Below are 14,371 nucleotides of genomic sequence, written 5' to 3'. Positions count from 1 at the left end.
GGGCGCTTCGCCAACACTGAGCCTCGGGAAGCTGTTAGGCCGACTCCGCCTGGGTGTTGACAACCGGCGTGTCGACTTCCTGGCCGCCGCGCGTCAGCAGCAGCGGACGAGTCTTGGCGGTGACGCTTTCGGCGTTGACCACGCACTTCTTGACGTCTCCGCGGCCCGGGATTTCATACATGACTTCCATGAGTGTTTCCTCGAGGACGGTGCGAAGACCGCGGGCGCCGGTCTTGTGCTTGATGGCTACTTCGGCAATGGCCTTGAGTGCGTCATCGGTGAAGACCAACTCGACCCCATCCATCTGGAAGTAGCGCTGGTATTGCTTGATGAGAGCGTTCTTGGGCTCGGTGAGGATGCGGACAAGGGCTTCCTCATCGAGCGACTGGAGACCAACGACCATCGGCAAGCGTCCGACGAACTCGGGGATGAGCCCGAATTCGAGGAGGTCGTCGTGCGTCACGTGCATCATGAGCTCGTCTTTGCGCTTGGTGCCGCGGAAGCCGCGCTGGGCCTGGAAACCGAGGCGGACGTGGTCGCGGGTGAGGCGCTTCTCGATGTGGTTTTCGAGGCCCTCGAAAGCCCCGCCACAGATGAAGAGGATGTTCGCCGTGTTGATCTGGAGGAAGTCCTGGTGGGGGTGTTTCCGGCCGCCCTGCGGCGGCACATTCGCGACGCAGCCCTCGATGATCTTCAGCAGCGCCTGCTGCACCCCTTCGCCGGAGACATCGCGTGTGATGCTCGGGTTGTCGCTCTTGCGGGCGATCTTGTCGATCTCGTCGATGTAGATGATGCCGCGCTCGGCCTTCTGGATGTCGAAATCGGCGGCCTGGATGAGATGGAGGAGGATGTTTTCCACGTCCTCGCCGACATATCCGGCCTCGGTAAGGGCGGTGGCATCGGCGATGGAGAAAGGGACCTCGAGCATCTTGGCGAGCGTCTTGGCGAGGTACGTCTTGCCGACACCTGTGGGGCCGACGAGGAGGATGTTCGACTTCTCAAGTTCGATATCGTTCTCGACAGTGGCGCCGGTGCGCTTGTAGTGGTTATAAACGGCGACCGCGAGGACCTTCTTGGCCTGCTCCTGACCGATCACGTATTCCTGGAGGTGGTCGAAGATGAACTTGGGCGGAGGGACTCGCTGACTGACACCTGCAGCGCCCTTGGCCGCGGCGGTGGTGGTGCCAGTGCCGTTCTCCTCATCGATGATCTCGCGACAGAGATCGACGCATTCGTCGCAAATGTAGACAGCACCCGGGCCAGCGATGAGCCGGCGGACCTGGTCCTGGTTCTTCCCACAAAAGGAGCAGTGATACTGGACTCGATTGGTGCGGTTGGTGGCCAAGTTGTGCTGTCTCCCCTCGTCTACTTCGCGTCTTCGGGCCGCACGAGCAGCTCGTCGACGAATCCGTAGTCTTTCGCGCCCTGGGCATCCAGGTAGAAGTCGCGGTCGAAGTCTTTCGTGACACGCTCAACCGGCTGGCCGGTGTGCGAGGCGATGATGTTTCGGATGATCTCGTTGTTGCGAAGGATCTCCTTCGCTGCGATCTCAATATCGGACGCCTGGCCCCTGGCGCCACCGAGGGCCTGATGCATGTGGACGGTGGCATTGGGGAGCGCGAAGCGCTTGCCTTTGGCACCGGCGCAAAGCAGGACCGTAGCCATCGAGGCGGTCTGGCCCACCGCGATGGTGCTAACTGCAGGCTCGATGAGCTGCATCGTGTCGTAGATCGCGAGGCCAGCGGTGATCACACCGCCGGGGGAGTGAATGTACATGCTGATATCGCGTTCCGGATCCTCGCGCTGGAGGTAGAGGAGCTGGGCGACGATCAAGTTGGCGATCTGGTCGTCGATGGGCGTGCCGAGGAAGACGATCCGCTCCTTCAGGAGGAGGGAGAAGATATCGAAGGCCCGTTCAGAGCGTGGGCCGGATTCGATGACGGTCGGAATGACGTCGTGGATCAGCGGGTGAACGTGCTGGCCCGAATTCAAGCTGGTTCCTCCTGGAGTTCGCCTTTGGCGATCGCTGCGAGGCAATCGAGCGTCTTGCGCGAAAGAAGGTTGCGGCGGATCGTCGCAACCCCCTCTTCGCTCGCGAACATCTGGCGGAACCGGGCAGCGTCATCACCCATGGGTGCGACGAGCGAATCCAGCTCCTGATCTATTTCTTCGGCTGTTGCGGCCAGACCTTCAGCCTCAGCGAGCTCGCTGAGCACCAAAGATCTTTGAACTCGCAGTTCCGCAGCTTCGCGCCACGTCTCGCGGAAGTCGGCCTCGGAGCGGCCCACGGTCCGCAGATAGGCCTGGTACTGAGCCTGATCGTTGCCGGTTGCCTCGCGGACGAGGTGGTCAATTTCGTGCTCTACGAGCAATTTTGGGTATTCGAGCGTGGCGGTTTCGACGAGTTTTTCCACGGCGGCGTTCCGCAACGTATTCTCGGCAGCCTGTTCGAGGTTGGCGCGGAGGTCGGCTTCGATGCGCGAACGGAGGGCGTCGAAGGTTTCGAACTCCTCAGCGTTGACCATCGCCGCGAACTCGTCGTCGAGTTCCGGCAGGTCCTCTTCCTTCACTTCGCGGACATGAAGCGTGAAGTGGGCATCCTTGCCCTGGAGCCGTTCGACGCGGAAGTCCGGCGGGAAAGCAAGCGTGAGCTCCTTGGTTTCGCCCTTCTTCATGCCGACGAAACCTTCTGCCAGGCCCTCGATGAAGAGCATCTGACCTTCGCGCAGCGGGAACTCAGCGTCTTTGTCCTCGAGGAACTGGTCACCATCGGCTTCGCCGAAGACGTCGGCGATGAGCATGTCGTCCCACTTGATTTCGCGATCCACGGGCGTGTACGTCGCGTGGCGGCGGCGGAGCAATTCGAGCTGTTCATCGATGGCTTCGGGGGTGACGTCGACTGCTTCCTTCTCGATGCGGATGGCCCGATAGTCGTTGAGCTGGACGCTTGGCCGGACGGGAACGATGGCCGTGAACTTCACGGGCTCGAGTTGATCGATCGCCAATTCCGGCTGACCGATTGCATCGACGTCTTCGGCCTCGATGGCCTCGTTGTAGGCATCGGGGACGAGCTTATCGAGCGCTTCGCGGATGAGGCCCTCGCGTCCGACCGCCCGTTCGACGATGGCACGCGGAGCCTTTCCGGGACGGAAACCGGGGAACCGGTTCTTGTTGGCGATGCGCTTGTACGCGGAATCGAGGGAACGTTCGAGACGGTCCTCGTCAATTTCAATGTTCAACTGGACGCGGCTCTCAGGGAGCCGTTCGGTGGTTACCTTCACAGTGGGTTCGCGAACCTCCAAATTCGAGTATAGCAAACAGGGCGCGCCGTGCCGGGCGGAGGGCAGATGGAACAGCAATTTCGCGTCCTGGACGTACGAGCGTTCTTCCTACTCGGCCGGTCGACGCTTAGCGGTGCGAGTTCTGACGCCGATCGAAGACATCGACGAGGGCATCGCCGAGCAGATTCCAGGAAAAGAGAAAGAGAATGACTGGACCGGCGCCCGCGACGAGCAAGTACGGGTACTGCTCGAAGAATCGGGTTCCGTTCACGTCACCGATGAGGTTTCCGAAACTGGCGGCGGGTTCATCTATGCCCAGGCCGAGGTAGCTTAGGGCCACTTCGGCGCCGGCGATGCCGGCCATGCCGGAGGAAAGGCCGACGAGGAAGAGGGGCATGACTCCGGGAAGTACATGCCGGATAAGGATTCGGGGAGTCGTGGCGCCAAGGCTCTCCGCGGCCGTGACGTACGCCTGTTCGCGGATCGCGAGGACCTGGCTGCGGACGATTCGCGAACTCCCGAGCCAGGCGAAAGGCACAGTCGCCAGGGAGATGATGGTGAACTTGACCAGGGTCTTGGAGTCGTCCCCGAGGAAAGTGTGATCTTCGAGCCAGAAGGACCAGGAGTTGATGCGGCCGCGGAAAGAGGCGGTTATGGCAAGCATGAGGATGAGCGTCGGCATCCCCGAGAGGACTTCGCCGGTGCGCATGATCGCTGTATCCACCCAGCCGCCCCGGTAGCCCGCTAGCAATCCAAGGCCGAGGCCGAGAAAGAGCCCGCCAGAAATGACGATAACAATGGTGAAGACGACGGTTGTCCGGGCGGAGTAGAGGACGCGGGTGAGCATGTCGCGGCCGAGGCGATCCGTCCCGAGGGGGTGGTCCGCAGAAGGAGGCTGCAGGCGCGTTTCGACGGTGAGTTGCTGGTCGTTCAGTCCGTAAGGTGCGATGAACGGGGCAATCAGGCCGCAGGCGTAGAAGATGGCCAGGTAGGCGATTGCAAGGAGCGCGATCTTCTTTCGCAGGAGGTCACGAAACGTGCGGAAACGGCGAGGTGGCGCGAGCTCAGGTTCGGGAATCAGGGCGGGGACTGTCGTCTCACTGGCCACGGCCGACCCCTACTCGCACGCGCGGATCGATGAAGCCGTAGAGGATGTCGATGGCTACATTCGCCAACACAAAGAGAGTGGCGCCAAAGAGAACCAGGGCAAGGATGACATCGTAGTCGGGTGCGAGGACCGCCTGGAGCGACTCGTTGGCAATGCCGGGAATGCCGAAGCCCACCTCGACGAAGAGGGAGCCCGTAGTGATGCCGGGAAGAGACAGGCCGATGACGGTGATCATCGGGAGGAGAGCGTTCCGGGTAATGTGCGTGAGGACGATGGTCTGTTCTTTCAGGCCTTTCGCCCGGGCTGTGCGGATGTAGTCTTCGCCGAGGACACCGATGACGGATGCCCGCATGAACCGCGCGACCCCGGCGACGCCGGGCAGAGACATGACAAGCACGGGGACGATCATGTTCGGGGTCCAGACGCCCTCGTATCCCAAGTCGATAACACCGAGTTTCAACGCGAAGAACCAGCTCGTGAGCGTCACGAGGACGAAGGTGGGGATGGCTTCTATGGCGAGCCAGAAGGCAATCGTGAGGGGATCGATGAATGTGCCGCGGGCCATCGCGGCGTAGACCCCGACAGGGATGCCAAGACCAAAGACGATGACCAGCGCGATCAACCCGAGCTGGGTAGAGATCCAGATCTTCGGCCAGATGATCTCGCTGGCGGTGAAATCGCGGTGGCGGGTGGAAACGCCGAGGTCACCCTGGGCGAGGTTGCCGATGTACTTGACGTACTGCACGGGCAGCGGATCGTCGTAGCCGTACTTGTCGCGGAGAACCGCCGCCTGCTCTTCGGTGTAGCGCTGCCCAAGAATCGCGTCGATCGGAGACCCCGGGGCGAGCCGGAGCATCGCGAATACCGTTATGGAAATGAGAAACAGGACGGGAATGGCCCAGAGCAAGCGGCGGATGATGTAACCGGCAAGCCCTGGGCCCATGCCTAGTCGTCCTTGATTTCGACGTACCGGTACTTGGGGATGACCAGCGCAGCGGAAGGCAGGTTCTTCACGCACGACTTCACGAGCGTGTGTGTCACCGGCCAGAAGGTCGGGATGACTGTCGCATCATCGATAATCTTCTGCTCGGCCTGGCGGTAAAGGTCGAAGCGCTTGGTGCGGTCGGTCTCGATGCGAGCCTGCTTGAGGAGGGCATCGACTTCATCGTTTTTGTACCTGGCATAGTTGAGCGAACTGTCGCTGGCGAAGAGCTTCCCGAGGAAGTCCTCGGGGTCCGGATAGTCGGCAGCCCAGCCATCGGACTGCATCTGGAACTGTCCTTTGCGTTGTTCGCGGAGGAAGGCCGAGCTATCGACAGCCTGGAGTTCGATTTCGACGCCGAGGTTGTCGGACCAGCCCTTCTGGATGGCGACGAGCAGGTCGGGGGCGGCCGACCCCGAGCCGCTGTAGGTGAGGACGATGCGCGGGAGCTTGCCGGCGTACCTGGACTCCTGGAGGAGCTGCTTCGCCTTCACAGGGTCGTAGGAATAGGACTTGATGGACTCGCTGTACCCGGGAGTTTCCGGGGGCATGAATCCATCGGCCACTCGGTAGGCATCGTAGAGGAGGACGGTATTGATGTTCTGGCGGTCGAAGGACATCGCAAAGGCCTGGCGGACCTTGGGGTCATCGAACGGAGCCTTCTGGGGATTCAGCGTGAAGTAGAAGACAGCCATCTCGGGAATTTCCCGATAGTCGTCGCTGAGGGGATTCTGCCCGCTCTTGATCGAGTCGAGTTGGGTCGCCGGGAATCCGCCGACATGGATCTCGTTGTTTTCGTAACGGGTGAGAATGCTCCCGCCGGCGAGTTCGAATACGACTTCATCGAGCTTCGCGACGCCAAGGTGGTAGCGATCGTTCTTTGCCAGGACGATTTTCTCGGCAGGCTTGAATTCCTTGAGCTGGAAGGGGCCGGTGCCACGCGGCTTCTGCGTCCAGTTACGGGCGTTGCCTTCGATCTGCTCCTTGTCGACGACGTAGGCGACGGGGTAGGTGAGTTCGGAGAGGAAGAAGTCAGACGGTTCGACGAGGTCGATTTGCACTGTCGTTTCGTCGATGACTTTGACGCCGCTGACGCTCGATGCCTTGTTCTGAAACCGGTCCTTCAGGCCGACGATGTTGCCGAGGTACGCGAGTACCGTGGGGGAAGCGTTGGCGGGGTCGGCGGCGCGTTCGATGCTGTACTTGAAGTCGTTCGCCGTGACGCGCTTGGCTGTGCCGGAGTGGAACACGACGTTATCGCGGAGTTTGAAGGTGTAGGTCTTTCCGCCGTTCGAGGAAGTCCACTCCTTGGCGATGTCCGGCTGAACCTTCAGGTCGGGATCGAGCGTGACCAGGCCGCCGAAGATCTCGACGACGTATTCAGCAGTGCTGACATCGGCCACCTGGATCGGATCCAGCACCGACGACGGGTCATCGCCGGGGACGATGAGCGACTTCCCATCGCATATCTTCCCGGAGGTGGACGAGCGGTTGTTTTCGCCACCGCCGTCGGCAGGGGAGCCATCGTCGTCGTCTCCACCGCCGGCGAGGGCGATGAGGAAGACGACGCCCACCGCGAGGATAAGGAAAGCAACGAAACCCATCATCAGGGTCAACATCTTGTTCGACATGGGCACCTGCCGGGTGAGTCTGTTCAGGATTCGGTTCGGACGACGAAAGGCGATCCGTCTGGCCACGTCAGGTTGAAAAGCGTACACGGGTTGGCATTCGACGAGAATGCATGGCCGGGCCGCGAGGAAACGCGGCTTTACGGCAGCGGGGTCAGGTTCGGGCCGGGTCGGGCTTGAGCACCAGGCCAAGTTCGTCGAGCTGGGCGGTGTCCACGGGCGAAGGCGCACCCATCAAGGGGTCCGAACCGGAGGACGCCTTGGGGAACGCGATAACATCCCGGATGTTCTCACTGCCGATGAGCGACATGATCAGGCGGTCGATGCCCATGCCGACGCCGCCTTCCGGCGGGGCGCCGTACTCAAGCGCGTCGAGGACGACACCGAAGCGGTCCTGCATCTCTTCGGGGGTGTAGCCCATGAGGCCCAGGACTTTCTCCTGGTCGGTTCGGGTGTTCAGGCGGATGGAGCCACCGCCGACCTCGGAGCCGTTGAGGACCAGGTCGTACTGGCGAGCGATAACCTTGCCGGGGTCTGTATCGAGTTTCGGACGGTCGGCTTCAACGAAGCCGCTGAACGGGTTGTGCGTCGCATCCCAGCGCTCTTCCTCTGGGCGCCATTCGAGCAACGGGAATCCCGTGACCCAGGCGAATGAGAGCACGGCCGGATCCTTCAGGCCAAGGCGGTCGCCGAGGTAGTCGCGGACACCGAACAGCGACCGCGCCACGGTCTCCGGCTGGTCAGCGACGATGAAGACCATATCGCCATCCTGCGCCCCGGCGAGGGACTTGATGGCAGCGATTTCATCCGGGTTCAGGAATTTCGCGATTGGCGACCGGAGTTCGGCAGGCATGAAGCCAATGTAGGCGAGGCCTTTGGCGCCGCCGCCGCGGGCGATTTCGGTGAGTTCGTCGATCTCGCGACGCGTCATGTCTGCTTTGCCGGGCACGCGGATCGCTTTGATCTCGCCGCCGCCCTGGAGCGCAGTAACGAAGACCTGGAAGCCTGACGCACGGAGCGGTTCAGCGATGTCGACGAACTCAAGGCCATAGCGCAGGTCCGGACGGTCGATCCCATAGCGAGCCATGCACTCGCGGTAATCGAGGCGGGGAAACGGAGTGCTCTGGATAGCGCCGCGCCCGAACTGCGTCGCAATACCGGCGTAGAGCTCTTCGATCAGACCCATGATGTCCGCCTCTTCGACGAAGCTCATTTCCAGGTCCAGCTGGGTATGCTCGGCGACGCGATTGGCACGGGTGTCCTCATCGCGGTAGCAGCGGGCGATCTGGAAGTACTTCTCGAAGCCGGCAACCATCAGGAGTTGTTTCAGAATCTGGGGAGACTGGGGCAACGCGAAGAAGTGGCCCGGCTTCATCCGAGAAGGGACGAGGAAATCACGCGCGCCTTCAGGTGTGGACTTGATGAGGGTCGGCGTTTCGATTTCATAGAAGCCACGCGCGACCAGGAACTGGCGAATGTACCAGACGACTTCGTGGCGGAGCTTGATGACTTCGGCCACTTCGGGACGGCGAAGGTCGAGGTAGCGGTACTTGAGGCGGAGTTGTTCGTCCACATCAGCGGGCTCGTTGATGTAGAAGGGCGGGGTGAGCGCCTCGTTGAGGACCGTCACCGAAGATGGGGCGACTTCCACTTCACCGGTCGCCATGTTCGGATTCACGGTCGCGGGGTCGCGGGGGCTCACGACGCCTTCGACCTGGAGGACCCATTCGATGCGGGCGCGGTGGGCGGCGGCGTGGGCCTGGGAATTTTCGGGATTGATCACGAGCTGGACGATGCCGGAGGAATCGCGGAGGTCGATGAAGATGAGGCCACCGTGGTCGCGGCGGCGATGGACCCATCCGGCGATGCGGACGGTCTTGCCGGCATCGGCGAGCCGAAGTTCGCCGCAGTTCGTGGTTTTGAGCATGGGCTAAGGGTAAACGGGGAACCGGGAAGCGGCGACAGGACGGACCTAAGGCTTGAGGGCCACCAGCACGAAGGCGCCGGGGAGCCGCCAACGGACGTCCCAGCGGACGTTGTGAAAGCGGTCGAGCGGTGTCTGGTAGCGCTCCGAGTCCGGCATCTCTTCGAGGTAGATCGTTGGCATCCCGGCCATGCCGAGAGCGGAGATGAGATCGCCCATGGTCCAGCCGGGGCCACCGCCATCCTCTTCGTCGTCAAAGTAGGAGTGCGCGACCGCGAAGACTCCCTTGCGGACCCCGGGCACGTACGCGGCGGGATGCACGTCGTGGATGACGAGGCGCCCCCCAGTCTTCAAGGCCCCTGCGATACCTCCCGCCCAGTCGTCGAAGAATTCGAGCGCGCTCAGCAGTCCAAAGCAGCTGTAAACCGTGTCATATGGCCCACCCGGGATCTCAGGGCTGCCGGGCACTCCTTCGAGAAAGGTGACGGCGATGCCGGCCTGTTCCGCCAGCGCGCGAGCTCGTGCGGAGTTCTCGAGGGAATCGAATACGGAGACGGTGGCACCGAGGTTCGCCAGGGAGAGCGCCTCCTCACCACCGCTGGCGGGATAGACAAGCGCCCGTTCGCCCTTCGCTTCGGCGAGGGCGAGCATTTCGCCCGGCCCGAAACTGTGACCTCCATGGCGATAGAACTCCGGGTCGACTTGGAGCCAGGAGGGGTCTGGCTGAAGCGTCGTGGACATCAGGCGTTGACGTCGCCGCGCGAGGTCTGGAACGGCATGACATGGGAATAGTCGTTGACCGTCAGGATGACGCGGCGGGTGTCGGCAGCACGCATGACGCTGACAGAGGTGTGATGAACCGCGACGAGGTGATCGAACGATGAGCCGAGGACATGGCTGAGGACAGCATTGATGACGCCGCCGTGGCAGACCACGGCTATCCGCATTCCATGGCTCTCAGCGATGGCCGCGTCCAGCGCCGTGAAGACGCGGCTCCGGAAGGAATCGACATCCTCGCAGAACGGGTAGGCGGAATGCTTCCGCGTGCGCGTGACTTCTCGATAGACGTCGGCGAGTTGCTCGCGGGTGTAGATGTCGAGCAGACCCTTGTCTTGCGGCGCGTTCTGCCACAGGTCTATCTCCCTGAGGCCGGGCATGACGATTTCGTTCAAGCCGTGGTGCCCGGCGACTGCTTTTGCCGTGTCGTGGGCGCGCTTCATGTCGCTGCAGTAGACCCGTCCAATGCGGGCGTTGGCGAGGCGCTCGCCAACGGCTTCGGCCTGGCGCCGACCAAGCGCGGAAAGGGGAGCATCGTAGGCCTGGCCAAGGGGAATGTTGTCGAAGAACTGCTGCTCGCCGTGGCGGATGAGCAGTACCTCGCACATACCTTCGAAGGATTCAGCGAAGGGATTCTCGAGGTCGATAGAGCGGACTCGGCGGGGCGTGGTCATTCTGCACTCATCCCGGGCATGGCTACGGCTGCGAGGTTCGGTTCGACGTTAGCGACATAGGTGCTCGCCTTGATAAAGGCCTTGAGACCGGCAGTGAAGGCCTGGAGGTCTCGGGGATCCATCTCGACGAGGATGCGGCGCGTGAAGATCTCGGTGCCCTGTTCCATCCGCTTGCAGGCGTTCTCACCCTGATCGGTGAGGATGTTGCGAACGAGACGGCGGTCGCTCTCATCGTCTTCCCGGCGGACGAGGTTGAGCTTGACCAGGCGATCGACGATGCCGGAGATGGTTGGAGGAGTGACAGCGAGACGGTGCGCGAGTTCGCCGGCGGTGACCCCTGGGGATTCGCGGACGAGAAAGAGGACACGGAGCTGGGCTGTGGTGAGCCCCATCTCGGCCCAGGCACGGAAACGGAGGGGGTCGAACATGTTAAGTGCCTCTCCGAAGAAACGGAGGGCGGAATCCACGGAAGGCTCGGACTGAAGCGCGGGTGTTGGCATTCGTTGCCCTGTAGAGAGGATTCGTGGCGTTTTGCGAAGCGTAGCAGGCAGCCGCCGGTGACGACAGGTTGGGATGCCGCGTGGGAGAATCGGTGAGCATGGCCCTGGACCTTGACCCCGGCAAAGCGGCACTCGGCAACCCCCGGTTGATCGAGGCGATCATCAAGGAGATGGCCGGCGGGGCGATCACTTTCGAGCGGTTCATGGAGATCGCGCTCTATCACCCCCAGCATGGCTACTACCGGCGACCAGGCCGCGTCGGGAGGCAGGGCGACTTCCTCACCAGCCCGACAATTCACCCGATGTTCGGTTGGGCGGTGGCAGGTTGGTGCCGCCACGTGTGGCAACAGATCGGCGAACCGGACGAGTTCGCCATTTTCGAACCGGGCGCTGGCGAAGGCGCGCTGGCGACGTCGATCCTGGACTGGGCGGAGGGGAGAGACCCTGCGTTTCGAGCGGCGATCAGGTACGTCGCCTTCGAGCCGAATAGCCCCGGAAGCGACAGCCGGGTGGAGTGGCGCGAGGGCCCCGAGGGGCCGGCCGCGCACGGCGTTGTCATCACGAATGAGTTGTTCGATGCCTTCCCAGTGCGGATGTTCGACGTGGGGGGACGCGGACCGGTGGAGGTCCTGGTGCGCTGGGACGGGGAGCGATTCGTCGAGCTTCCGGGAGGGGTCGCGAGTATCGATGACGCCCCGGAGGCAGGCCGTTTCGAGGTGAACTCGCGTGCCTACCCGGCGATGCGAGCGCTCTGTTCGCTGGTGCAGCGGGGCGCAGTCCTCGTCTTCGACTACGGCTACCCACAGGAAGAGCTCTGGGCATCGTGGCGGATGAGGGGGACGCTCCTGTGTTACTACAAGCACACTGCCCACGAGAACCCGTACATCCACGTCGGCGACCAGGACCTGACGACGCACGTGAACTTCTCGGACCTTGCCGCGGCGGCTGAGGACGAGGGAATGACGGTGTTCGGGCCGGTAGCCCAATCGGAGTTCCTTTACGCACTCGGTGCCGGGCAACTTGTCGAGGCGGCCAGGAACGACCTCGGTGAGTACTTCGCGCGGCGCCGGGCCCTGGAGCAACTGACCGACGGCGCCGGGCTCGGACGTGTCCGCGTTCTTGCCGCCGTGCGCGGCATGGACGGGCCGATGCCCGGATTCGAGCCGACAGCGTGAGGGAGCCACCCGGAAAGCCACTGCCGGCGCGGCGGGAACCTATCCGGGCCGGGGAAACAGCCCCGCTCTTCGTCTTGCCCGCCGTCGCGACCGACGGCTCACGGTTCGAGCTCGACCTGGCCGAGTGGCTGGGGCTTGGCCCCGTCCTCCTGGTGTTCTACGAGGACGACGGGATGCCTATCTGCACCAGGGAACTCCGCGCCTTCGCCCAGGAAGAGCCTTTGCTGGCCGCGGCCGGGATCCAGGTAGTTGGCATCAATACGAATGGACTCGGGTCGCACGAGCGGTTCCAGGAACGCGACCGGTTCCCATTCCCGCTTGTCAGTGACTTCCACGGCGAGGCGGTCAAGGCGTTCGGGATGTGGGACGAGCGAGAAAAGAAGTCCCGTCGCGGGGTCGTCGCCATCGAAGGCGACGGGCGAGTGACCTACGTCCTCTCGCACTTCAACCCGGGAGCAGTGAACAGCTTCGCTGGCATCTTCGAAGCCCTCGGGCTGGCGTAGCGCCGCCGACGCCCGTGGCCGATTGTGTGGGGGCGGCTCATCGCTTCGAGCCGGGCCGGACGAGATCATCAATCCATTCGAACCTGATACCTTCTGTTCGTGGCCGCTTATTCAGACCTTGTGGTCGAGCACTTCCAGCACCCCCGAAACGCGGGGGAAATGCCGGACCCGGACGGCGAAGCAACGAAGTCCAACCCGGTGTGTGGCGACCGGATGCGGGTGATGATCCGGGTGGCGGACGGCCGGATTGCGGAGGTACGCTGGCAGACGCGAGGGTGCCCGCCGGCGATCGCCACCAGCTCCGTCGCGAGCGAAATGGTCACCGGCTGGGACCTGGAGCGGGTGGAGGAACTGACGCGGGAGGCCATCGCCGAGGCCGTCGGCGGGCTCCCGAAGGACAAGGTTCATTGCAGCGTCCTCGCGGCCGACGCTCTGCGAGCGGCGATCGCGGACTACCGATCGCGGCGGCAGGCGTAACACTCAGCAGCCCCTCCGCGACCCTGAGCAACTCGCTTCACAATCCCTGCATGTCCCCGGCAACGACACCGAGCGTCAACCGGCTGTTCCCGGACGACCGTCGAATCCTCATACAGGTTCCAAGGGGAAGGGGCCTGTCTGGGGGCTTGGTATGGAGGTCCGAAAAACACAGCAACGAGCGGCGATTCCACTCGCCCTTGCGATTGCGGGGGCGCTGTTCGCGGCGTTCGCGATGATGGTGGCGGCGGACAAGGGTGCGGCCGCGCTGACGAACTGCTCGGTCACCCACGATGGGAACGACAGCGAGGAGCTCGCGTTCCTGACACTCATCAACAACTACCGCCAGGCGAACGGACTGGGGACGTTGACGATTTCGACCAACCTGAACCGCGGGTCTGCCTGGATGACGGAAGACCTCGCCACGAACAACTACTTCTCTCATACAGATTCGCTGGGGCGCTCCGCCTACCAGCGCGGCATCGACTGTGGTTATCCCACGGGAGCGGGCGAGAACCTGGCGGCCGGGGGGGCCTGGAGCAGCGCATCGGCGGCATTCACGGCCTGGCAAAATTCGCCGGGGCACAACGCGAACATGCTCGGGTCGTACTACAAGCAGATCGGCATCGGGCGCTACTACAAGTCCGGCTCGCAATACGGCTGGTACTGGGCGACAACGTTCGGCACCACGGATGACGGCACCGGCGGCGGCGGAGCGGGCCCCACGAACACCCCAACGAACACCGCGACATCGACGCCAACCCGTACCCCCACGCCGGCCGGCTCGACGAACACGCCGACAGCCGTCCCTCCGACAAGCACACCGACGTCGATGCCACCGACAAGCACGCCTGCCCAGGGTGGGCAGAGCACGGCGACTCCGACACCTTCCCAGGCCGCGCCAACGAGTACGCCCACCCCATTTGCGCCGACCAGCACGCCGGCCCAGGGCGGGCAGGGTACGGCTACTCCAACGATGGCCGCGACGAGCACTCCCAGCCCGGCCGCGACGAACACGCCGGCGCCGGCCGCATCCAGCACTCCGGCGGCGACAGCGACACCTGCTTCGCCGAGTGCCACCCTGGCGCTCTCGCCTGGAGCGAACTTCGTGGCCTGGCCAGCGGCGAACATGGCTCCTGGAGAGGCGTTCGCCGGCAACACCACGGTGGCAGTGGTCTACGAATGGGACCCGGCGGCGGGGGTGTGGAAGCGCTACTTCCCGGGGCTTCCTTCCTACCTGAACAACCTGCCCCAGATGCGACAGGGGGTCGCGTACTGGATCATCGCGAAGACCAAATCCAACCTCACGATCGGCTGGTAGGGGCGAACCAAAGCCAGAACGAAA

14 protein-coding genes are annotated in these 14,371 nt (G+C 63.2%); 4 read left to right on the top strand and 10 right to left on the bottom strand.

The genetic code is table 11. The annotated features are described in order from the left end of the window. Positions 1-34: 34 nt before the first annotated feature. From clpX to IPG14_RS08225, 10 genes are all read right to left on the bottom strand, one after another. Positions 35-1,345, bottom strand: coding sequence for an ATP-dependent Clp protease ATP-binding subunit ClpX (clpX, locus tag IPG14_RS08270; protein WP_343388941.1), 1,311 nt, complete (start codon positions 1,343-1,345; stop codon positions 35-37). A gap of 20 nt (positions 1,346-1,365) precedes the next feature. Further along, on the bottom strand, positions 1,366-1,992 hold the full coding sequence (locus IPG14_RS08265; protein ID WP_343386791.1) for an ATP-dependent Clp protease proteolytic subunit: 627 nt from the start codon (positions 1,990-1,992) through the stop codon (positions 1,366-1,368). Beyond that, positions 1,989-3,281, bottom strand: coding sequence for a trigger factor (gene tig, locus IPG14_RS08260; RefSeq protein ID WP_343391476.1), 1,293 nt, complete (start codon positions 3,279-3,281; stop codon positions 1,989-1,991). Before tig ends, IPG14_RS08265 begins: the two co-directional genes overlap by 4 nt. A 127-nt stretch (positions 3,282-3,408) precedes the next feature. After that, complete coding sequence (locus IPG14_RS08255) at positions 3,409-4,389, bottom strand: ABC transporter permease (RefSeq protein WP_343391475.1); 981 nt, start codon at positions 4,387-4,389, stop codon at positions 3,409-3,411. Continuing rightward, a complete protein-coding gene (locus IPG14_RS08250) occupies positions 4,379-5,332 on the bottom strand; it encodes an ABC transporter permease (protein ID WP_343386794.1) in 954 nt (317 codons plus the stop codon). The genes IPG14_RS08255 and IPG14_RS08250 overlap by 11 nt, the downstream gene beginning before the upstream one ends. A gap of 2 nt (positions 5,333-5,334) precedes the next feature. Continuing rightward, positions 5,335-7,002, bottom strand: a complete 1,668-nt coding sequence (locus IPG14_RS08245; RefSeq protein ID WP_343391618.1) for a peptide ABC transporter substrate-binding protein — start codon at positions 7,000-7,002, stop codon at positions 5,335-5,337. Between the two features lie 151 nt (positions 7,003-7,153). Then, positions 7,154-8,926, bottom strand: coding sequence for an aspartate--tRNA ligase (gene aspS, locus IPG14_RS08240; protein WP_343391474.1), 1,773 nt, complete (start codon positions 8,924-8,926; stop codon positions 7,154-7,156). A gap of 45 nt (positions 8,927-8,971) precedes the next feature. After that, positions 8,972-9,664: a class I SAM-dependent methyltransferase gene (locus IPG14_RS08235; protein ID WP_343391473.1), complete on the bottom strand. Its 693-nt coding sequence runs from the start codon at positions 9,662-9,664 to the stop codon at positions 8,972-8,974. Continuing rightward, entirely contained in the window at positions 9,664-10,374 is a 711-nt protein-coding gene (locus IPG14_RS08230; RefSeq protein WP_343386798.1) for a histidine phosphatase family protein, read from the bottom strand. The genes IPG14_RS08235 and IPG14_RS08230 overlap by 1 nt, the downstream gene beginning before the upstream one ends. Further along, positions 10,371-10,802 carry a MarR family transcriptional regulator gene (locus IPG14_RS08225; protein ID WP_343391472.1) on the bottom strand — a complete coding sequence of 144 codons (432 nt, stop codon included), beginning with the start codon at positions 10,800-10,802 and terminating at the stop codon, positions 10,371-10,373. The genes IPG14_RS08230 and IPG14_RS08225 overlap by 4 nt, the downstream gene beginning before the upstream one ends. A 170-nt stretch (positions 10,803-10,972) precedes the next feature. Here IPG14_RS08225 and IPG14_RS08220 point away from each other — a divergent pair, with 170 nt between their 5' ends. The 4 genes from IPG14_RS08220 to IPG14_RS08205 all read left to right on the top strand — a co-directional run bounded on the left by IPG14_RS08220 (position 10,973) and on the right by IPG14_RS08205 (position 14,347). Further along, positions 10,973-12,049 (top strand): SAM-dependent methyltransferase, encoded by a 1,077-nt coding sequence (locus IPG14_RS08220; protein ID WP_343391471.1) that lies wholly within the window; start codon positions 10,973-10,975, stop codon positions 12,047-12,049. After that, on the top strand, positions 12,046-12,552 hold the full coding sequence (locus tag IPG14_RS08215; RefSeq protein WP_343391470.1) for a redoxin domain-containing protein: 507 nt from the start codon (positions 12,046-12,048) through the stop codon (positions 12,550-12,552). The genes IPG14_RS08220 and IPG14_RS08215 overlap by 4 nt, the downstream gene beginning before the upstream one ends. Before the next feature lie 99 nt (positions 12,553-12,651). Further along, positions 12,652-13,029, top strand: a complete 378-nt coding sequence (locus IPG14_RS08210; protein ID WP_343388950.1) for an iron-sulfur cluster assembly scaffold protein — start codon at positions 12,652-12,654, stop codon at positions 13,027-13,029. Positions 13,030-13,180: 151 nt separating this feature from the next. Then, entirely contained in the window at positions 13,181-14,347 is a 1,167-nt protein-coding gene (locus tag IPG14_RS08205) for a CAP domain-containing protein (protein ID WP_343386803.1), read from the top strand. Positions 14,348-14,371: the final 24 nt, after the last annotated feature.

The organism is Candidatus Amarobacter glycogenicus (genome assembly GCF_016704105.1).
GTDB classification, from domain to species: Bacteria; Chloroflexota; Dehalococcoidia; order Tepidiformales; family Tepidiformaceae; genus Amarobacter; species Amarobacter glycogenicus.
This window is presented reverse-complemented; position numbering and strand designations above follow the sequence as displayed.

Bases quoted from the DNA above. Each gene is read 5' to 3' on its own strand.
- IPG14_RS08245 (WP_343391618.1), bottom strand. From the start codon at position 7,002: ATGTCGAACAAGATGTTGACCCTGATGATGGGTTTCGTTGCTTTCCTT.
- IPG14_RS08235 (WP_343391473.1), bottom strand. From the start codon at position 9,664: ATGTCCACGACGCTTCAGCCAGACCCCTCCTGGCTCCAAGTCGACCCG.
- IPG14_RS08205 (WP_343386803.1), top strand. From the start codon at position 13,181: ATGGAGGTCCGAAAAACACAGCAACGAGCGGCGATTCCACTCGCCCTT.
- IPG14_RS08250 (WP_343386794.1), bottom strand. From the start codon at position 5,332: ATGGGCCCAGGGCTTGCCGGTTACATCATCCGCCGCTTGCTCTGGGCC.
- aspS (WP_343391474.1), bottom strand. From the start codon at position 8,926: ATGCTCAAAACCACGAACTGCGGCGAACTTCGGCTCGCCGATGCCGGC.
- IPG14_RS08225 (WP_343391472.1), bottom strand. From the start codon at position 10,802: ATGTTCGACCCCCTCCGTTTCCGTGCCTGGGCCGAGATGGGGCTCACC.
- IPG14_RS08230 (WP_343386798.1), bottom strand. From the start codon at position 10,374: ATGACCACGCCCCGCCGAGTCCGCTCTATCGACCTCGAGAATCCCTTC.
- IPG14_RS08220 (WP_343391471.1), top strand. From the start codon at position 10,973: ATGGCCCTGGACCTTGACCCCGGCAAAGCGGCACTCGGCAACCCCCGG.